This window comes from Gimesia panareensis (assembly GCF_007748155.1).
Classification (GTDB): domain Bacteria; phylum Planctomycetota; class Planctomycetia; order Planctomycetales; family Planctomycetaceae; genus Gimesia; species Gimesia panareensis.
In genome coordinates, this window is the sequence record NZ_CP037421.1 from 4,286,213 (window position 1) to 4,307,500 (window position 21,288).

Here is a 21,288-nt window from a genome sequence, read left to right on the forward strand (position 1 = left end):
TAAAAAATGCAGTTCATAAGAGTTAAGCTGCAATCCACAATCAACTGCAAACCGTGAGCCGAACAGTATTGGGGCAAGCCAACAGTGAAACTATGTAGGAAGCCTCCGTCGGATCGAATAACGTGTAACAAGTTCGTTCACAATTTGTTTCACGAAATCTCACCGCCGGAGGCAACGATGTTGTATGTTGGTTTAGATGTGCATGTCAAGCATATTACGATTTGTGTACTTAATAAGGATGGTAAGCTGCTGCAGCGGTGCCAGCTGCCATGCCTGGATGATGTGATTCAATTTCTGATGAACCTGCCGGGACGATACGAAGTCTGTTTTGAAGCCAGTACCGGTTATGGCATCTACTTTGAAGCTCTGAGTAAGATTGCTTCTCGTGTTGCCGTGGCTCATCCAGGACTGTTGAAATTGATTTTTCGTTCCAAGCAAAAGAATGATCGTGCGGACGCAGAGAAGCTGGCCAAGCTATTGTTTCTCGATGAAGTTCCGACCGTTCATGTCCCGACTGCAGACGTGCGGGCCTGGAGAGAGTTGATTACATTCCGAGGCAAACTGATTCAGAAACGGACCCGGGCTAAAAATGGAATTCGCTCGCTTCTGAGAAGTGTTGGTTGCAGGGTTCCCAAAGAGTTTGGTCTCTGGACCATACGGGGGATGGAATGGCTAAAACAGAAAGATCTGAAACAGCCGATGCAAAATCTGAAACGGGACATGCTGGTAGAAGAGATCGAAACACTGACGAGGCAAACCAGGCTGGTTGAAACGGAACTGGCCCGCTATTCGAAAGATAACATTGCCGTGCAGCAATTGCAGAGTATCCCCGGCATCGGCTTACGCACTGCTGAGGCATTCGTGGCCTTTGTGGATGACCCGCATCGATTTGCCAACAGTAAGAAAGTGGGGGCCTACTTCGGTCTGATCCCGATCCAGGATCAGTCAGGGAGTACCAATCGACTGGGGCATATCACACGGGAAGGGTGTGCAGAGGTCCGACATCTGGTTACCGAAGCGGTTTGGCAGGGGATTCGATATTCACCGACGATTAAAGCCTATTATGAACGGATTCATCGCCAGGAAAAAGACAGGAAAAAAATTGCGATTGTAGCCACATCGCATTACCTGGTGCGTGTGATGTGGTCCATGTTGAAAAATGGAACCTTGTGGAAAGAACGGAACCTGGCAGTCTGAGCGACTGCAGTTTAGATAAGTAATTCAAAGAGTTGTGTGGGAATTAAGTTTCACGTTGAGATCGAAAGTGGGATTCAGGTGACATCCCGACGGGTGCCATGGCGCATTGCGATGCCGTAGCAGTGAATGGGAGTCACCGTAATTTGTCTAGTGGCGCCTCGCCAAGGTGAGTGATGCCGGATGGATGGTTGGATAATTCCGCGTTCTTCTCACTACGGTCTTGACAGAAGCTTCCTCATGGATGGCACCCGACGAGCCACCAATGGCACCCGGTCGGGCTATTTTGCCACCCTGTTTTTTGCATAACACGGATGGTTTAAGAGGCACCCATCTCTCTGTTTAAGCACTCCCCAAATCACACAGCATCCCCGTCACTCAGCACCGGTGACGGGGAATTTGCGTTGCTTACTTTCTGCCGATGCAGTAAAGCATTTCCTGTCGTTTGCCGTCGACTTCCTCGGTGACCCGCATGAAGATCCGACTGTCGACGATGGTGGGGGTCGCAAAAACTTCGGAGCCCAGTTTATTTTCTGCGATCAAGGTGAACTTATCGGGATTCGCCCGAAAGACAAATGATTCGCCGGCTTCGTTCGTGACATAGATCCGCGTCCCGACCAGTACGGGCGATGAACTGAAAGTACCCGCCAGGCGGCCTTTCCAGCGTTCCTTGCCGGTCTTGATATCCCAGCAGATGGCAACGCCGTTATCGGTAACGGAATAAATGTAATCGTCCATAACCAGCATAGAAGGGACGTAGACCCGCGTGCTGTTTTCCCAGACAACTTCTCCGGAACCATCGGCTTTCACCGCCGACATGTGATTTTTCGGATAACCTCCGCTGGTGAGAATCAGCTCGCCGTTGGAGACGGTCGAGGTCACACACTCGGTGGTGGCACCGTCGATCTCCCAGAGAATTTTTCCAGTCAGGGGATCCATGCCGGTCACGAGGTTGCAGCCGGTCATCAGCAGCTGTTCTTTGCCGGCGACTTTCAGAATGATGGGAGACGGATAATTCGGCGTTTTGGGGCGTTCATTCTTCCAGATGATTTTCCCATCGGTGCGGTTCAGTCCGGCGATGGCGCCGCCCCCCTTGTTGTCAGCCGAGACAATCACCAGCGGTCCATATATCGCGGGTGAGGAACCGTAGCCCTGGTGGATGATGTAGTCGGTAATTTTGGTCTGCCAGAGTTGTTTGCCGTCCAGCGACAGAGCGGTCGTATAGGCGGCTCCGTTGTTGATGAAATTGATAAATACCCGTTCGCCGTCGCAGGCTACGGTTGAGGAGGCGTGAGTCGATTTCTTGTTTCCCTTGGTGCTGAGCCCCCCTTTGAAGACGTCCGTCTTCCAGAGTTGCTTGCCGGTCTGGCGGTCGTAGCAGAGAACGAACTGTGTTTCCTGTTCCGTATCTGCCGAGGCCAGGAAGATTTTGTCGTTATAGACTGTAGGTGAACCGTAACCCCGACCGGGGACGGGCGACTTCCAGATGATGTTTTCTGTCTCGCTCCATTTCACAGGCGGATTCTGTCGCGCGCTGGCGACACCGTTGCGATGCAGGCCGCGCCACCAGGGCCAGTCACTGGATTTGAACTGGGGGAGATTGGCCGCGGAGAGGATCGCAGAGGGGCACAACAGCAACGTCAGACAGACCAGCAGTGTTCGAGACATCGGGATGCTTTCTTCGGGTATGAATGTCGGAGAGACGCAATCGATTCAGCGGAACCGACCGGCAAGGAATCAGAACTTTATTGTAAACCGTCTCGCCCCGACCGCAAGTAATGTCTTTAAAAATGGAAGTTTGCTGTCTGGATGCCCGCTGGTTATGATGAGAGGACCATCACTGATGATCAGGTCTGCTGTCACTCATTCAATCCAGGAAAACATGATGCGAAATCTTTTCCCCGTCCTCTCTCTGCTCTGGCTCTGCCTCATCTACTCTTCTATTCAGGCAGGGGAAGCAAAGCTGCCAGAACAGCATTCGCCTGATTTTCAGATCAAACTGAGCACCGCTACGAAAGGCTATGACGGGAAGACCTGCTGGGTGCATGCCCGCGCGGGGGCGATCCCTGTTGACGCACCGGGGAACAGTCATAAACTTCCGATTGTGGTGATGACGATGCAGAAACTGCTGTTGACCGGGAGTGATGTTTTCTACGCCTTGAATTCCATGCGGACCGATGATCTGGGAAAGACCTGGCAGGGCCCCGTCGAACAGAAAAACCTGAGTCGGCACGATCTGTCCGATGGAGGCGAAGTGGTGGTCTCGGATTTCTGGCCGCAGTGGCATGCGAAATCACAGACACTGCTGGGCATCGGACACACGGTTCGCTATTACAATAACCGCATCGATCACAAGAAGAACATCCGCGTGACCTCTTATGCGACCTATCATCCTGTCAAAAATGTCTGGTCTGACTGGCGGTCTCTGAAGCTGCCGGATGGTCCGGAGTTTGTGAGCAGTGGTGCCGGCTCGGTCCAGCGCTATGATCTCCCCAATGGAGATATCCTGCTCCCCGTCTATTACAGACGCCCCGAAAAGAAGCGTTCCGATGTAATGGTGCTCCGCTGCCGGTTTGATGGCAAGACGCTGAAATACGTCGAACATGGAAATGAACTCTCGATTGACGTCAAGCGGGGCTATGCAGAACCCTCGATTACGAAATTTGGAGACTGGTTTTACCTGACACTAAGGAATGATGATGCCGCTTATGTGACCCGCAGCAAAGACGGACTGCATTTCGAACCGCCGCGCAAATGGACGTTTGAAGATGGCCAGGACCTGGGCAGCTATAACACGCAGGCCCACTGGGTCACACACTCAGATGGGCTCTACCTGGTCTACACGCGCCGCGGCGCGAACAACGATCACGTGATCCGGCATCGAGCTCCGTTGTTTATTGGTCGGGTAAACCCGGAGAACATGGCGGTCATCCGCGATTCAGAGTGTATCCTGGTCCCCGAACGGGGTGCCCGACTGGGGAACTTTGGCGTCGTCGATGTGAACGAAAATGAGACCTGGGTGATCGTCACCGAATGGATGCAGCGCTTCGGGCCTGATTACGTGATGCCCGTCGATAACAAGTATGGCGCGGACAACAGTGTCTATGTTTCGAAAATTCTGTGGAAGAAGCCGAATCGCCTGATGAAGAAGACCGATTGATCACACAACACTAATCATTAAATCAAAAACACAAACCTGAAACAATCACCCGGAGTGATTCAAGATGCATCCCATGATTCTCTTTCTCCTGAAAACCATCCTGGCATGCGTTGCCATTTTTGTTATTGGAATCGTCCTGGCATTGGTGGCGGGAATCCTGAAATTGCGCAAGATTGCAGCTCAGCAATGGGACGAGTTTGAAGAAACCATGGCTCAAGGTGGTTATGCCCCTCCCATGCGACTCAATCTCAGCCCCACCAAAAAACTCTCCTGGTCCGACAGTGATCATATTGCAAAGATCATATCAACGCTGAAAAGCGTCGGGTACGAACCAGACGGGCAGTTTGATACGGCAAATCCCTTTCGCACGCTCGTTCAAGGTTTTCGTCACAATGCGCTCCCGGGCTACGCAGTATTGTGTGAGGATGAATATTATAAAACAACATGGGTAGATCTGTTCGCTCAACTTCCTGATGACAGACTTGTCAGGGTCACGACCTCTCCGGATGATGGACTGGACAGCCCTGATTTCATTCACTTGATCAGAAATGAAGATACCGACCTGTCTGAACCCGACCAGATCAGGAAGCTGCATCAACTCCTGCTGGATCATATCGATGATCATTCTACCCAAGCACCATCAGAAAACGCGTTTGAAAATTTCTACAGGAATTCATGGGCGAGGATTATGGACTGGCGAATGGAACGCGGGGGAATCACAACCGAAGAAGCCATCAGGATTGCCAAAATGAAAGGAACCTCTGAACCAGCGGAGGCCGACATTGAACGTTCCAAACATCCCTGGAAGAAAGAGATCGATGAATATATTTCTAACAAGATTCGGAAAGATTATCTGTGGCGTACGGAACTGACAAAAAAACAGAAGGAAGACATCCACGATCGATTAGTGGTCGTCCACGAACGTTCCGAGCCGGCAAGACTGGCATCAATCATGGCAGACATCATCAACGATGACAATGAGCAGAATTCAGATCACGAAGCAGATTCTTCCTCGATTGAAAATCAATTCAAAGAGTATTTCATTTCTGACAAATCTCTGATTGAAGGTTTCCGGCAGGCCATGGCGCAGATTCCACGCGAAAAGCAATTCGCATTACAGGGCTCCACTGAATCTCCCTGGAAGAGTGAGATTTATCTCTCACCGAAATACTATGATGAGTATTAACACCGGACCGCCCCATTTATATCAAACATGCTTGATACAACATTCTCTCACCTGTTAGGATGAATGCCTGCGATTTACGTCCGTTTTCGAAATCAACACCCCCACTGAGGAGATTCGTTATGACACACGTCAATCGTCGCACATTCATGGGTGCTTCCCTGGCTTCAATGAGTCTGACGGCGTTGAGTCAGGCGGCGGTCTCCGCGAATGAAAAGGTGAAAGTCGCCCTGGTGGGATGTGGCGGACGCGGACGCGGCCTGGGAAGCTGGTTTGCGAAACTCCCCGAGAGTCAGCTGGTGGCGGTCTGCGACCCCGATCAGAGTCGCAGCGGTCAAATGGCAGATCAGGTCGCCAAGTCGGGAGCCAGACGTCCCGAGCAGGTTGAAGATTTCCGCAGACTGCTGGAGGGGGACAAGATCGATGCGATCGCGATTGCGACCCCCGATCACTGGCACACTCCCGCAGCGCTGATGGCCATTCAGGCGGGGAAAGACGTGTATGTGGAGAAGCCCTGCTCGCATAATATTCATGAAGGCCGACAACTGGTCAACGCCGCCCGCAAACACAAACGCGTCGTCCAACATGGCACCAACCTGCGGGCGACTCCCGTTTATGAGAAAGCGTGGAAACAGATTCAGGACGGCGTGATTGGTAAAGTGCTGATGGTCAAGGCGATCAATAATCAACGGCGGGCCCTGTATCCGCCCCGCCCCAATGAGCCTGTGCCCCAGGGCGTCAATTATGATCTGTGGCTCGGGCCGGCCCAGAAGCGGCCCTTTAACCGCAACTGTTTCCATACATCGTGGCACTGGAACTGGGATTTCGGCACCGGGGATATCGGCAACGATGGTGTGCACCAGATCGACATCGGCCGCTGGGCCATGAATCTGAAAGCGCCGAACGCGGTTTCCTGCAGCGGCGCGAAGCTCGGCTCCAAAGGGGATGCCCAGGAGACACCGGACACGATGGTCGTCACCTGGGAGTATGACGACCTGCTGTATGTCTATGAACAGCGCGACTTTACTCCCTATCGCATGCAGGCGCATCGTCACGATAACGACAACATCATCTACGGCGACAAGGGGTTCATGATGGTCGACCGTACCGGCTACCGGATCTTTTTCAAACATGAACGCGGTCCCGCTTTCGAACAGAAATGGCAGGACACGGGAGCCCATTACCAGAACTTCATCGACTGTGTGAAAAGCCGCAATTCCCAGGACCTGCTGGCGGAAATTGAAGAAGGCCATTATTCCGCGATGCTGAGTCACCTGGGGAATATCGCTTACCGTACCGGTCGCCGGCTGGTCTTCGATCCGAAAACGGAAACCTTCCCGGAAGATAAAGAAGCCAACCAGTACCTGACCAGAACTTATCGTGACGGATATGAACTGCCACAGGTATGATTCACAAAGAGACCACAACAACGTACTTCATAAGAAAGCAGTCACATGCCAGATAAAGCCACAGTCGCGCTGATCATCAGTGAAACGTCACCTCATCTGGGGGCTTATTTTCCCGCACTCGCCTCGTGCGAGGACATCAAAGAGATTGTCCTCTCTGACGAAGGTCATAAGCATACGGCTCAGGCGAAGGAAAAGCTGGGGAACAAGCTGACCCGCGTTTACGATAATCCGGCGCAGCTGTTTGAGAAGGAAAAGCCGGACATGGCGCTGGTTACCCTGGAGGCAGCGAAGGCTCCGGCGGCAATCGACCTGGCTCTGGATCATGGCTGCGACGTCTTTGCAGAGAAGCCGGCCTGCACGAACATCGATCAGTTCGAAGCGTTAGTGCAGAAAGCCGACAGCAAGCACCTGAATCTGATGCTTGCGCTGGCCAACCGCAACAACCCGGAAATCAAAGCGGCCCGCCGGATGATCCGCAAAGGCCTGTTTGGCAAGATCTATGCGATCGAACTCAACTACATCGCCGACCAGACCCGCTTGACGAGCAAAAATTATCACGCGGGCTGGTTTGCCCAGAAGGACCGGGCCGGCGGCGGTCATCTGATCTGGCTGGGCATTCACTGGCTGGACCTGGGGATGTACGTGACGGACTCGAAAATCACGGATGTCAGCGGCTTCGTCACGAATATCGGCGGACAGCCGATCGATGTGGAAGACTCGGTGGCACTCAGCCTGAAATTCAATAAAGGCTTCCTGGGAACTTTGACGTCAGGCTATTACACCAACCGCGGCAAACAGTCGCTGATTAAAATCTGGGGTTCGAAAGGCTGGCTGGAGATGGATTACTCAACCGGCCAATACCTGCAGTGGTACTTCAATTCAGACAAACCGGGGACGATTCATAAATTTGAAGAATCGATCCAGCCCCGGGGCTATACTCCGTGCGTGCATGCTGCGGTCCGTTCCGTGCTGGACAAGGAACCGCCCACTCTCGACAGTCACGACAGCCTGCAGGTATTGAGAACGATTTACGCCGCTTATAAAGCATCTCAAACAGGAGAAACACAACACATCTCCGTCGATTGAGTAAAGCGCGAAACTCAACTCAGTCGTAGGAATGACCCAGGTCATTCGTGCGGACGGCTTTCAGTTTGTCTGCCATCCGCTGTTTGAACCGGGCCACCAGCTTTTCGTAACCGGGCTTTTCAGCAAGGTTCGTATACTGCTTGGGATCCTGTTCCATATCGAACAGCTCGACACCGCCGGAAGCATCTTCCTTGTATTGAATATAGGCGTAGCGCTCATCGCGAAGCAGGAAGCCGCGATTGCCCTTGTTTCGCGGATCGACACTGAAGGCGGCATCGCGGACCTTGAGAGTCGGATCATCGAGCAGTGGAGCGAGATTTTTCCCCTGGATGCCAGTGGGGACATTCAGGTCACAGAGACTGCTGATGGTGGGATAGAGGTCGAGCAGTTCCGCCAGTGAATCACAGACGGCAGGTTGTTTTCCGGGCACGCTGATGATCAAAGGGACTGCCGCTGACTCTTCATGCAGGCTGACCTTGGCCCAGAAATCGTGTTCGCCCAGATGGTAGCCATGGTCGCTGGTGAAGATCACGATGGTCTTGTCGGCGATCCCTGCCTGCTCCAGTGCATCGAGCACTTTTCCCACCTGGCGATCCATGTAGGAGACGGCTGCCAGATAGCCACCCACCGCTTTTTTCTGACGGCGGATATCCATCTTCATGCCCTTACTGGTTTTATAATTGATGCCCAGTTTGGGAATGTCGTCCCAGTCGCCGGGAACTTTTTCTGGAAGCACATGTTTGCTGTAAGGTTTGAAAGGCGGGAAGTAAGTGCGGGGTGCGACAAAAGGAACATGCGGTCGGACAAAGCCGATGCCCAGAAAAAAGGGTTCGTCCTTGTGTTTTTGAATCAGCTCGACCGCTTTCTTAGATGTTTTACCATCGGAGTGCACAAGATCATCGCCGTCCGCTTCGACGACGACGAACGTATTGCCTCCCACGGCCGGCTTTTTGCCATCCGGATTATTTTCCAGTGTTTCGCCGTCTCCAGGCGCAGCCCATTCGGGTCCCTGGCTGTTGAATTTTTCGGTCCAGGAGGCGGGATCGTCGGTGCCGTCACTCCCCTTTTCGATGTCACCGGGGACGCCCATATGATAGATCTTACTGACGCGAGCCGTGTAATAGCCGTTGTTCTTAAACAACTGTGCCCAGGTGGGCCGATCGCCGATATAGGATCGCGGGCTGACATATCCGAAGGCTTTGCTGGCATGCGGATAATATCCGGACATGAACGAGGCGCGCGAGGGGCCACAATAAGTGGCCTGACAATAGGCGTGTGTGAACCGTGTCCCTTTCGCGGCGATGCTGTCGATATTCGGAGTCTGGCAGACCTTGTTTCCGTAACAGGACAAGGCAGTTGCGGTCAGGTCATCGGAGATAATAAACAGCACATTGTACTTCTGCTCGGCTGCGGACGCAGTGAGGTTAAGCGTCAGCAACAACAACAGACAGCAAAGCTGTAACGCGCGGGGGAGTTTCATCGGTGAGTTTCCATAATATTATGAGGACGAGATTTCGCAGATCAACTAAACATCAACAGACATTTATTCTACGGTCCCCTGCAGGCACCCACAACTCTGAATCGCGCAGCAACACGCTCAGACTGTTATTTCCTGTCACCTCAATCCAGGCGGTGGATGCTTATTCGTTGTCGTCGTGTTCGTGGGCAGGAATCACATCGACAAAGGAAACGCCGACCCGAATCTCATCAAAGTCGGTGGAATACCGACTGACGATTTTCACCCGTTCGATGCGGAGGTCCGGCGCCATCAAGCGGAGATCGACTTCATCCAACTCGGGAATTTTATTCAGCACCGGATTCAGCCAGAGATCGACCTCTTCCGCGCCCGGTCGAAACAGAATCCGTCCGACAATCAGGACGGCCTGACCGGACAGAACATCGCTGGAAGCGGTGTTGATTTCCGTGCCGTTGACCTGCCCGGCGGCAGCCCAGTTGCCGCGCACCGCTGAGGCCAGTTTTCCAATCCGCAGACTGGACTCCTCATTGCCAAAGTCGATGTAGGCATAACGCCCGTCGCCGGCATTATCATACGACTGCGCCATAAAGCTGAACCAGAGGATTTCCCCATCCGCACCAAAGCCTTTGGAATCCGACAACGCATGCGGTACCTGCTGCAGATCGATATGCCGTACGGAAACGGACTCGGAAACCTGTCCGGTACGATACTGCCCTCCCTTGGTCAGCAGCATGTTGCCGTACTGGTCGGAAAAGCCCAGTGTCCCGAACAGTCGCATGTCATTTTTGCCCAGGTTTTTCTTTTTCGTATCATGGACGATCGAGGCAGAAATCGGACCTTCATCGATCCAGGGTCCTGCCCAGCCGACACCACCATTGAGGCCATTGACACCTTCTGTTTCTTTCTCAGCCAGTTCTTCCCGTGAGTAATCAAAGCCTTCATAGAGAAAAGGCTGCGCTGCCACCCGCGCCATGAGGAAGGTCTTTTTCATGTAGTCGGAATCAAAATTGATTGGTTGCTCAAATGCTTTGTCTTCATCGTAGGGAATCTGAAAATCCTTGATAAACAGGACTGCCAGATTGAACGTCGAAACAATTCCGATTCCGAACAGGAGCATCCAGCGCCACGAGAGCAACGGATGCCGTCTGCGTGGTTGGGATCTGGTTGCCTTCTGTGGTTTCGACTTTGGTTCCGGCTTGATCTCAATCTCGGATTCGGAGGGGAGGATCAGCGGTTCCTGTTTCTGAGATGCCAGTTCCCGAGCCTGCATTTCACCAATTGCGCGCGTCTGAAAACGCTGGCGGAGATAAGAATGCAGGAAAACACGACGAAAAGCCTGATCGGCATTCTGGCTGTCTGTTTTAATCCACTGCTCCAGTTGCTGAGCTTCTTTTTCGGAAAGCTCTTCTCCATCCAGATAAGCGTCGATATTCTCGAGCGCAGTACTCTCTTTGTATTCGCTAAGATCCGACATTCGCTTCACCAGCGGCCCGCTTCTGAACACAATCCATTAACGTGGTGCGAATACGGGACAGAGTCACTCGCACAGAACCGGTCGATGTGCCCAGTTCGCCGGCAATCTGTTTGGGTTTTAAATCATCTGAATAGCGCAGGCCCAGTAGACGCCGTGAACGTTCCGTCAGCTGATCCAGACAGTACTCCAGCAGATCCCGTTCTTCCGTCATTAACTGTTGTACCCGGGAACAGGCATCCGCCAGTGCATCCATGGCTTCCCCCATGAACAGCACACGGTCTTTCCGCTTGCCGCGATAGAAATCGGCGATTTTGATTTTTGCAATCCACAGTGCCCAGGGTAAAAAGGGACGTGTGTTGTCATACTCGTCGTAACGAATTGCAATTTCTGCTGCGACTTCCTGCAGCAGGTCTTCCGCGTCACTGAACTGGGGAGTCGATGCCACGACGAAGGCCATCAGGGAAGGTTGAACCTTCACCCAGTTTCGTGCCAGCTCAGCACGGCTTCTTGCTGTTTCAGTTTGTAGTGAGGTAGTTTGTGTCGCATCCATCGTGCAAGTGCGTCTTTTCTTTCTGCAGTAAGTTTTCTTATCTTAAGAACTCTGAAAATCCATCCTGGAATTCTGGAAGATCTTCTTGCTGGAAATGTTATCGGGCAATTCACCAATAGCAATATTTTATATTGTAGTAGAATCTATTAAGAATAGATGAAGATCAGAAGCAAGTTTGGTTCATTACAATAAATAGTTGTGTTTCTTACTAATTTCGTTTTTTTTGAAATTAGTTGTTAACGTTTTGCCCCTTTTTGCGATATACAATTGAGGACAATTCCCCCTCATTTTTTACCCCACCTTGAACTAGACATTTTCTGTCAAACCACAGCAGACTTTATCCTTCCGGTCTCATGGTTCATCCCGCCTACCATTATTTTTTTCATAAAATAATCCCGGTCCTGTTCTGTTATCTGATTCATAAGCATCTTTTTGCTGATGGTTTTATCTGAATTCCAGAAACTGTTATTTCCTCGCTGAGGAGATGTGTACCCTGCCCATGGAAATCCTGCTTGAGTTTATCCCTTCCCTTCTGGTATAAACACAAATTGATATGAACTCGACACCGTTGGTGTCGGGAACGATTCCACTGATGGAGAAGGGAAACCCATGCTGTCATTCCTGTGCGCACAGAATCAGCAACACTCAACTCAATCCCGCCGTGACTTTCTGAAACTCGGTACACTGGGGCTGACCGGTCTGACTCTGGCCGATTTACTCCGGGTGGAAGCGCAGGCAGGAATTCAGCAGTCTCCCAAGGCGATCATCAATGTGCATCTGGACGGTGGCCCTCCGCACATGGATACCATTGACCTGAAACCGGAAGCACCGGTGGAAATCCGTGGTGAGTTCCAGCCGATCGCCACCAGTGTTCCTGGAATCCAGGTCTGCGAACTACTGCCCCGCATGGCAGCCCAGGCGGATCAGTTTGCCTTTGTTCGCTCTCTGGTCGGCTCAGCCGGTGCCCACGATGCGTTCCAGTGCCAGTCCGGGTTCCGTAAAAAAGACATGCTCTCGGTCGGTGGGCGGCCCGCGCTGGGCTCGGTGGTCTCCCGCCTCAAAGGTTCCCCCCGCGATCGCGCGCCGCTGTTCGTCGATCTGATGCAGGGGCGCGGGCAGGTGCGCAACAGTGCGCGGCCCGGTTTTCTGGGGCCCTCCTTCCAGCCGTTCCGACCCGACATCTCGGATCTGTTTGAACGTCAGCTGGAAAAGGGGATGCAGAATGAACTCAAGCGACTGGGGGAAGAGCACCAGGTCAGCCTCAAACTCAATCCGTCTCTGACGCTGCAGCGACTGGAGAACCGAACTACCTTACTGTCGGAACTGGATACGATCCGCCGAAAAGTGGATGCGAGCGGGATGATGGATGCCATGGATCGATTTTCCCAGCAGGCGGTCAGCATTCTCACCTCGGGACGCCTGGCAGATGCACTGGATCTGGAACAGGAAGATCCCGCGGTGCTGGCGCGGTACGCTCTGCCTGGCCAGCCGGAGGCAAAACGCTTTTACACCAGTGAAGGACCGGAATCGACAAAAAAGTTTCTGCTCGCCCGCCGGCTAATCGAAGCAGGAGTGCGGTGCGTCAGTATTTCGATCAGTGATTTCGATACGCATTCCAGTAACTTCTCCCGCATGCGACAGCTCCTGCCGATCGTCGATCATGGCCTGTCTACGCTGGTATCCGACCTGGAAGAACGCGGCATGCTGGAGGATGTCACCATTGTTGCCTGGGGCGAATTCGGACGAACGCCACGGATCAACTCGAAAAACGGGGGCCGCGATCACTGGCCCCGCGTCGGGCCAGCGATTCTGGCCGGCGGAGGAATGCGCACCGGTCAGGTCATCGGCGCCACCGATCGTACTGCCAGCGCCGTCACGGACCGCCCCGTGCAGTACAAAGATATCTTCGCCACCCTCTATCACAACCTGGGCATCGATCCCCACGCCGTGACCATCACCGATCCACGGGGCAGGCCGCAGTATCTGCTCGACGAGGGCCAGCGGCTTCCTGAGCTGGTCTGATACCATTTCCTGATTCGCAAGTCGCCTGCTTGTGTCGAGATTCAGCCACCGGTATCATCGTATCTGGTCTATGCCACGCAACTGATCTGGGCAACCAGTCAACTCGCCTCCCTGAAACCAGCGATTTCCTACAGGAGAGATTTCACCATGCAGAAACAATGTGCAACGGTCTTCGGATTTGTCCTGGCTCTGTTCTGTCTTACAGGCACCGTTCAGTCAGCCGATCTTCCTCAATACAAACCGCTGTTCAACGGCAAAGATCTGACCGGCTGGGTGAATGTGAATACCGACAAAGATACCTGGTATGTCAAAGACGGCATGCTCGTCTGCACGGGGCATCCGATCGGCGTGATGCGGACCGATAAACAGTATGAGAATTTTCTGCTGCACATCGAATGGCGTCACATGGAAGCCGGCGGTAATTCGGGCGTCTTTGCCTGGAGCGAGGGCACTGTACCGGAAGGCAGACGACTGCCTAAGGGGATGGAAATCCAGATGCTCGAACTCGACTGGGTCAACCAGCACAAAAAGAAGGACGGCACCCTGCCCCCGATTGCCTATGTGCATGGCGAACTGTTTGGTGCAAACGGACTGATTACCACTCCCGACAATCCGCGGGGCACACGCAGCAAATCAATTGAAAACCGCTGCAAAGGGAAAGGTCAGTGGAACGTCTATGATGTGGTCTGTGTCGATGGCACTGTCAAGCTGTCTGTGAACGGGAAATTTGTGAACGGCGTCCGCAATGCATCCATCAAAAAGGGCTACCTCTGCCTGGAATCGGAAGGGGCAGAGATTCAATTTCGCAATATCCAGATCATGGAACTCCCGCCTGGTGTCACCAGCAAAGCGCAGACAGCGCCTCTATTGAAGTAGTCTGTCGTCCCGAATCGAGATAGCTGCTCTTGTACAGGTATGCCGCTGCGCGGTTTGCTCAAATACAGAAAATCATCTTGAGTCAAGAATTCAGAGATGATACGCTATACTTAAACAAACTTTAATGCGTTCAGCTACCCGCATGAAATGTTCGCATTTCAGGATTGGGGTAAATCTTGGGCCTCAACCAGTAAGCACATGGTTTACTGACTCTCCAGTGTGCTGTGGAGAGCAGTTTTGATTAATACATATCGAGAAGGACTAATCCATAGAAGATCTCTATTCAGGAGGCCGATCATGCGTAGAAAACACACGAATCCCGTACGAGGATTCACACTGATTGAGCTACTGGTCGTCATTGCAATCATCGCCATTCTGATTGCCTTGCTGTTACCTGCAGTTCAACAAGCACGCGAAGCTGCCCGCCGATCCAAATGCCAGAATAACCTGAAACAAATTGTGCTCGCGTTGCACAATTACCACGACTTGCACAACACGTTTCCCCCCGGGGAAACCACAACCACCTATGCAGGTGGGACGGGCGCCACGAATCGCACCTACGCTTTTGCCACTGAAGGGACGCTCATTAACGGTCAGGGGCACCAGGGCACCAGTTGGATGCTCCACATTCTGCCTCAGATTGAGCAGGGCCAGATTTACGACCTCTGGAATTTCAAGCGAAATGTCTACGGGAATGGAGTGAAACTGCTTCCCAACGACTCGTTCACCCCCCTCTATACCCCCACGCAGTCCAATATTCCCGCGTTTTACTGCCCTTCCCGGCGCAGTAATATGGACCTGAATACTTACAGTTACCTGAAGCGTGTGAATATCGCATTTACCAAAGGGGGCAACGACTATTCCGGCTGTATCGGTTCGGGCATCGCCTTCAATGCTGCCTCCGCGGGGATCCCCGGTGCCACCTGGGCGGTGACTCCCGCTCAGAATCTGAATCAACCCATCCAGGTCACCGCGATCGGTCCCCCGGGGATTATGCTCACTCCACACCCGTTCGACATTGGCATTTTTTCCGTCAACAGCAGCACCAACATGCGCGATATCAAAGACGGAACTTCGAATGTCATTATCGTGGGAGAAAATCAGAGACTCATCATCCCCGGCAAGTTAGACAACCTGCGGAGTCGTGATGGCTGGGCCTGGGGAGGTGCCGCCACACTGTTCAGCACGCGCAAGGGCCCGAACAAAGCGCTCAGCATTGACGGGTCCGGCAGCGTGCATGACGGGATTGCCCTGTTTGCTTTTGCAGATGGTGGAGTACGCGTCATCTCGGAAAACATTGACAGCTACCTGTTCGCCAACCTGGGGAACATGTCAAACAATGTCCCTGTCGGACAGTTCACAGGACAGTAGCCCCAAACTGGAAAGGGATCCAGGTTTTCCGTCTCTGCTCATTCCTGAGACGGAAGATCTGCTCCTTCCCGCTTTGGGTCATTAATAAAAATCCCGCCAGTCGATTGATACCTGCATCATTCCTCCCGGTCTGAGGCACTCTTTGTTGATCTGGGAGATTTTTTACTCTTATCAGGTGGGCCAGAATATGGTGGTTCGATTTAAATGCAAATGTGGGAAAAGTCTGAAAGCACCCGATGAATATATCGGAAAGAAAGTTTCCTGCTCAAAATGCGACCAGGTGATGCGGGTTCCGGAGAAGGAAGATTCCCTCTCCGAGTCCGAAGAGAAACCCAAAAAACGCGTCCCCAAAAAACAACTGCAGGAATTCACACTGCCCCCTCTCTCAGAGGTGCGCAAACCTGAAGAGGTGATGGCCGAATCATCCAGTTCGACACCATCTTCAGTCATCGTGGAAGACTCAGCCTGCAGTAATATTGCTCAGCAGATGTTGAAGAAAAAATCGTCTCATAAAACGAATGATCCCTATCAGTCGGGCCATGGTGATTCAGCATCAACCGCTTCCAAACCAGAGAAGCAGTCGGGGATCTCCAAATGGATGAAGGAAAACAAACATGCCGCGGAAGCGATTAAATACAATGCCAGACTGATCATCCCCGGGGCCGCGGTGGTTGTGGTGGTCTGTCTTGGTCTGTACTGGATAATGACAGCCATGGTCGGCACGACAGAACACCCGCCCCTGGAACAGATCAGCGGAATCGTCACACTTGATGACAAGCCGCTCCCCCATGCAGAGGTGGTTTTCGTTCCCCAGGATGAATGGAAAGAGGACAAAATCCCGGCTCAATCAGAAGGGTTCACTGATGACCAGGGACATTTTGAACTCAGCTACCTGAAAGGGCTGAAAGGAGCCGCCATGGGAACACATGTGGTCCGTATCTTTTCCACCGAGACACAGATCCCCATCATTTACAACGTCAAATCGATCCTGACCTACGATGTGAAAGGAAGTGACAGTCACGCCGAGTTCAAACTGGTCTCCCGTTGACAGACTGAAGCCGGCCCCTTTACTAAACTAACCTCAGTAAGTCAAAGGGGTTGTGGCAGATTCAGATCCTTGACGGAAGCTGAGGCAGGGAATATAATAAGGACACGGTAATCCACAAACCGATGTTGATTACTGGAACGTGTTTTCGTACCCACTGAAAATACGAACTCCCTCCTTATTTCTCCTGCCTTAAGTTGTGATGCCAGGTATGATGACCATCCCGATCTACCGACGCCTTCCCGTTGCTGTCTTCGCCTTCCTGATCTGGGGAATGCTGCTGACTTCCGTCCGTGCCGCCGATAATAAACCGATTAATGGTGCGCAGATCTATCAGAAAATGTGCGTGTCCTGCCATGCGAAAAATGGTCAGGGCGTCACAGACAAGGCCAATCCGTTCCATGGCAGAAAGACCCTGCAGGAACTGACCATGCTCATCGATGAGACAATGCCGGAAGAAGATCCGGAACTCTGTCAGGGGAAGGAAGCTGAACAGGTCGCCCAATTTGTGTTTGAACGCTTCTTCTCCCCCGAAGAAGACAAAGGAAACGCGTCTCGCATCCAGCTCACGCACCTGACCGTCCGCCAGTATCTGTATACCACTGCCGATCTGATGTCTCATTTTCTGGGGAACGCCCGCGTCACGAGCAAAGAGAACGGTCTGCGGGCCGAATATTTTTCGAGCCGTCGCTTCAATGGGAAAGATCGCGTTGAAAAGCGGATCGATCCGGTGGTGGATTTTCAGTTTGGCGACAAAAAGCCCCTCGAGAAGATTAAAAACGCGGAAGAGTTCTCCATGAAATGGGAGGGCTCGGTCTACGTGGAAGAGACCGGCGACTACGAATTCATCCTCAAGACCGAAAACGGAGCGCGGCTCTGGGTCAATCAGCAGGAACCGATCATCGACGAATGGGTGAGCTCGCAAGGGCGTCCCAAAGAACACAAAGCCACGATCCGCCTCCTGGGCGGCAGACCTTATACCCTGCGTCTGCACGTCTTCAAATACAAAGACAAATCGTCCTCGATCAGCCTGCAGTGGAAACCGCCCCACAAGGCGCAGGAAGTCATCCCGCAGCGCAATCTGATCCCTCAACAGTTTACTGGGACTTTTATTGCCTCGACCGAATTCCCACCGGACGACAGTGTCTCCGGTTATGAACGGGGAGTCGCGGTATCGAAATCCTGGGATGATGCGACAACCTCGGGTGCGATTGAAGTCATGACGACGGTCATCAAGCACCTGGATCGCATGGCAGGAACCAAGCCGGGTGCCAAAGATCGCCGGGAAAAAGTCAGACAGTTCTGCCATCGTTTCGCCGAACTGGCCTTCCGCCGTCCTTTGACCAAAGATCAGAAAACGTTCTTCGTCGATCAGCATTTCGATCCCCAACTGGAAACCGAACTGGCCGCTAAACGATCCGTGCTGCTGATAATGAAATCCCCCCGCTTCCTGTATACGGACCGGGAATTTGCCAAACCGGATCAGTTCACGATCGCCTCCCGCCTTTCTTACGGCTTGTGGGATTCGATGCCCAATCGCCAGCTCTACGATGCCGCCAAAGCGGGCCGCCTGAAAACTCCGGAGCAGATTTCCCAGCAGGCGGAGCGGATGTTGGATGACCCGCGTGCTCAGGCCAAGTTGCGTTACTTTTTCCATCACTGGCTGCAACTGGATGAAAAAGAAGAGCTGGCCAAAGACAAAGCACTCTTCCCGGAATTCGATGATCAGGTGGTGGCCGATCTGCGGACCTCACTCGACATGTTTATTGACGATGTGGTCTGGAACGGTTCCTCCGATTACCGACAGCTGCTGACAGCAGATTACGTCTATATGAATTCACGACTGGCCAAAGTCTACCAGGTTGATTTGCCGAAAGGGGAATCCTTCCAGAAAGTCGCGCTGGACAAAGACCAGCGGGCTGGCGTACTGACGCACCCGTACCTGATGGCCAATTTCGCTTACCACAATCTGAGTTCGCCGATTCACCGGGGCGTGTTCGTCACGCGTCGTCTGCTGGGCCGCTCCTTGAAACCGCCCCCACAGGCGACCGAATTCAAAGACGGCGACTTCCATCCGGGCATGACCACCCGTGAAAAGGTCGCTCAGATCACCAAGCCGTCGGCCTGTATGTCGTGCCACAGCATCATTAACCCGCTCGGATTCAGTCTGGAGCACTTTGACGCCATTGGTCGATACAGAAAACAGGAAGTCAAAAAAGACATCAATGCCGCTGCGGAACTGGTTTCCGTCACAGGCGACACAGTGAAATTTAATGGGGCCCGCGACCTGGCGGACTATATCGCCCGGGATCGACACGCCCATGCTGCTTTTGTGGACCAGTTATTCCACCAGGCAGTCAAACAGCCGATTAATGCCTACGGCGAAAAAATTCGAGACGATTTAACCACCCGGTTTGAAAAATCCGGTTATAATATTCAACAACTGCTCGTAGAAATCATGAAGGTTGCTGCCCTGCATCAGCCTCAATCCTGAGAAAGAGCCCACCAATGAAATATCAATCCCGCCGCCAGTTCCTCAAAGAACTGGGACTGTCTTCCGCTGTCCTGCCGCTGGTCATGAACCTGCCCAGCCTCGGTTTTGCAGCCGATTCCGGTCTCCGTAAACAGCGTATGATCGTAATGTTCAGCCCGAACGGGATCGTGCCCAAAACCTACTGGCCCGATCAGACCGGCGACAAGTTCGAGCTTAAGGAAATCATGGAGCCCCTGAAAAAGTACCAGGATCAGATGCTGGTCATCAAAGGGGTCGCCGACCGCGTACGCGGTGATGGCGACAGTCACATGCGGGGGATGAGCTGCCTGCTGACCGGAATTGAACTGCTGCCCGGTAACATCCAGGGTGGTTCACACACACCGGCCGGCTGGGCCAGCGGTTTGTCGATCGACCAGGAACTCAAACGCTTCCTGCAGAGCAAGAAAGAAACCCGTACCCGCTTCGGCTCACTCGAATTTGGCGTCAATGTGCCGCACCGCGCCGATCCCTGGACCCGTATGGTTTATGCCGGTCCCAATAAACCGGTCGCCCCCATCGACGATCCGTACCAGATGTTCGAAAAGATCTACGGTCAGATGAAAGACCGCAAGAGTCTGGCCAGCATTCTGGATGATGTTCGTGCCGACCTGAAGAAGGTCCGTTCTCAACTCAGCAGTTCGGACCGGCAGTTACTCGAAGAACACGAAAGCTACGTCCGCCAGATGGAGCAGGAACTGAAAGCCAGTGCAGAACAGAAGCTGGCTGTCAAAGTTCCGGTTCAGGAAGTGGGCATCAAGAATGATAACGATCACATGCCGGTCACCAGTAAGATGCAGATCGACCTGATGGTCAACAGTCTGGCGAATGACATGGCCCGGGTCGCGACGCTGCAGTATACGAACTCGGTCGGTCAGGCGCGGATGAAGTGGCTGGGCATCGACGATGGTCACCACTCACTCTCCCATAAACCGGACAGCGATCAGGATTCGCAGGACAAGCTGACGAAGATCAACAAATGGTTCTGCGAACAGTTGGCCTACCTGGTCGAAAAACTCGACAAAACTCCGGAACCCAACGGCGACGGAACCCTGCTCGACAACACGCTGGTCGTCTGGACCAACGAACTGGGTAAAGGGAACTCCCACACCCTGAACGACGTGCCTCTGGTGCTCGTCGGAAAAGGACTCGACTTCAAAATGGGACGTTCGCTGCAGTTCAAGAACATTCCGCATAACCGTCTGCTGATGTCGCTGGCCCATGGTATGGGACATCACATCGAAACATTCGGTAAGCCCGATTTCTGTGGTGGCGGAGTCATTTCCGAACTGACCTGATGCCGTCAGAGCAGACGATGAGAATGAATCGAAATCCAGTGAGTACCAGTCCCCATACTGGTACTCATTTTTTTATGCCTCGATCTCAGCACAACCAGACTAAAACAGAGACCTGCGCTACCAATCGTCTGCTGCGCTCTTTATGATTCCAGACAAGTCTATTCACCACGAGTTAGTCACCCAGTTGAAAGGAAGCCCGCATGGATCACATCACCCGTCCCCAGGAAAAAGACGAATACTATTTCGAAGAAGGCTGTTACATTCTCGAAATGTCGCACCCGGACGTGGATCCCGAGGTCTCCCTGGCCCGTGCGCGGGTGGAACCGGGCAAACGCACCCGTTTCCATCGTCTGAAGGGGACTTTCGAACGCTATATCATGCTCGCCGGCACCGGGCTGGTTGAAGTGGGCGACTATGAACCGACCGAAGTCTACCCCGGCGATGTGGTACGGATTCCCCCCGGAGTTGATCAGAGAATCACCAACATAGGAGAGGAGGATCTGGTGTTTTATGTTGTCTGCAATCCCCATTTCCTCCGGTCCTGCTATACCGACTCAGAAGACCTGCGTGCTTCCGGCTCCTGATCGGCTAGAATTCCGTAAAGAGCGTCTCT

16 protein-coding genes are annotated in these 21,288 nt (G+C 52.9%); 12 read left to right on the forward strand and 4 right to left on the reverse strand.

The features are described from left to right. The first annotated feature begins 177 nt into the window (after positions 1-177). Positions 178-1,197, forward strand: a complete 1,020-nt coding sequence (locus Enr10x_RS15840) for an IS110 family RNA-guided transposase (protein ID WP_145450644.1) — start codon at positions 178-180, stop codon at positions 1,195-1,197. 405 nt (positions 1,198-1,602) lie between these two features. Here Enr10x_RS15840 and Enr10x_RS15845 read toward each other — a convergent pair whose 3' ends face one another. Continuing rightward, positions 1,603-2,862, reverse strand: coding sequence for an outer membrane protein assembly factor BamB family protein (locus Enr10x_RS15845; RefSeq protein WP_145450645.1), 1,260 nt, complete (start codon positions 2,860-2,862; stop codon positions 1,603-1,605). Positions 2,863-3,076: 214 nt separating this feature from the next. Here Enr10x_RS15845 and Enr10x_RS15850 point away from each other — a divergent pair, with 214 nt between their 5' ends. From Enr10x_RS15850 to Enr10x_RS15865, 4 genes are all read left to right on the forward strand, one after another. Beyond that, a complete protein-coding gene (locus tag Enr10x_RS15850; protein WP_145109694.1) occupies positions 3,077-4,354 on the forward strand; it encodes a sialidase family protein in 1,278 nt (425 codons plus the stop codon). A gap of 73 nt (positions 4,355-4,427) precedes the next feature. Beyond that, positions 4,428-5,540 (forward strand): hypothetical protein, encoded by a 1,113-nt coding sequence (locus tag Enr10x_RS15855; protein ID WP_145109697.1) that lies wholly within the window; start codon positions 4,428-4,430, stop codon positions 5,538-5,540. 119 nt (positions 5,541-5,659) lie between these two features. Beyond that, positions 5,660-6,946, forward strand: a complete 1,287-nt coding sequence (locus Enr10x_RS15860) for a Gfo/Idh/MocA family protein (protein ID WP_197997237.1) — start codon at positions 5,660-5,662, stop codon at positions 6,944-6,946. Positions 6,947-6,991: 45 nt separating this feature from the next. Continuing rightward, on the forward strand, positions 6,992-8,032 hold the full coding sequence (locus tag Enr10x_RS15865) for a Gfo/Idh/MocA family protein (protein WP_145109703.1): 1,041 nt from the start codon (positions 6,992-6,994) through the stop codon (positions 8,030-8,032). 19 nt (positions 8,033-8,051) lie between these two features. Here the strand turns inward: Enr10x_RS15865 and Enr10x_RS15870 are convergent, their stop codons facing one another. The 3 genes from Enr10x_RS15870 to Enr10x_RS15880 form a co-directional block, all read right to left on the reverse strand. Next, positions 8,052-9,512 (reverse strand): sulfatase, encoded by a 1,461-nt coding sequence (locus Enr10x_RS15870; RefSeq protein WP_145109706.1) that lies wholly within the window; start codon positions 9,510-9,512, stop codon positions 8,052-8,054. Between the two features lie 160 nt (positions 9,513-9,672). After that, positions 9,673-10,983, reverse strand: coding sequence for an anti-sigma factor (locus Enr10x_RS15875; RefSeq protein WP_145109709.1), 1,311 nt, complete (start codon positions 10,981-10,983; stop codon positions 9,673-9,675). After that, positions 10,970-11,533, reverse strand: a complete 564-nt coding sequence (locus Enr10x_RS15880) for a sigma-70 family RNA polymerase sigma factor (protein WP_145109712.1) — start codon at positions 11,531-11,533, stop codon at positions 10,970-10,972. The genes Enr10x_RS15875 and Enr10x_RS15880 overlap by 14 nt, the downstream gene beginning before the upstream one ends. A gap of 609 nt (positions 11,534-12,142) precedes the next feature. Between Enr10x_RS15880 and Enr10x_RS15885 the strand changes: the two genes are divergently transcribed. The 7 genes from Enr10x_RS15885 (at position 12,143) to Enr10x_RS15915 (ending at position 21,259) form a co-directional block, all read left to right on the forward strand. Beyond that, entirely contained in the window at positions 12,143-13,555 is a 1,413-nt protein-coding gene (locus tag Enr10x_RS15885) for a DUF1501 domain-containing protein (RefSeq protein WP_145450647.1), read from the forward strand. Positions 13,556-13,702: 147 nt separating this feature from the next. Continuing rightward, positions 13,703-14,431, forward strand: a complete 729-nt coding sequence (locus Enr10x_RS15890; protein WP_232093026.1) for a 3-keto-disaccharide hydrolase — start codon at positions 13,703-13,705, stop codon at positions 14,429-14,431. Between the two features lie 297 nt (positions 14,432-14,728). Next, on the forward strand, positions 14,729-15,802 hold the full coding sequence (locus Enr10x_RS15895; RefSeq protein ID WP_145109720.1) for a DUF1559 family PulG-like putative transporter: 1,074 nt from the start codon (positions 14,729-14,731) through the stop codon (positions 15,800-15,802). A gap of 187 nt (positions 15,803-15,989) precedes the next feature. Continuing rightward, the gene (locus Enr10x_RS15900) at positions 15,990-16,850 is read left to right on the forward strand and encodes a transthyretin-like family protein (protein WP_145109723.1); all 861 of its coding nucleotides are present in this window, start codon (positions 15,990-15,992) and stop codon (positions 16,848-16,850) included. Positions 16,851-17,058: 208 nt separating this feature from the next. Continuing rightward, positions 17,059-19,341, forward strand: coding sequence for a DUF1592 domain-containing protein (locus tag Enr10x_RS15905; RefSeq protein WP_197996049.1), 2,283 nt, complete (start codon positions 17,059-17,061; stop codon positions 19,339-19,341). Between the two features lie 14 nt (positions 19,342-19,355). Beyond that, positions 19,356-20,675 carry a DUF1552 domain-containing protein gene (locus Enr10x_RS15910; RefSeq protein WP_145109729.1) on the forward strand — a complete coding sequence of 440 codons (1,320 nt, stop codon included), beginning with the start codon at positions 19,356-19,358 and terminating at the stop codon, positions 20,673-20,675. 200 nt (positions 20,676-20,875) lie between these two features. Further along, positions 20,876-21,259 carry a cupin domain-containing protein gene (locus Enr10x_RS15915; protein ID WP_145450648.1) on the forward strand — a complete coding sequence of 128 codons (384 nt, stop codon included), beginning with the start codon at positions 20,876-20,878 and terminating at the stop codon, positions 21,257-21,259. The last annotated feature ends 29 nt before the right edge of the window (positions 21,260-21,288 follow it).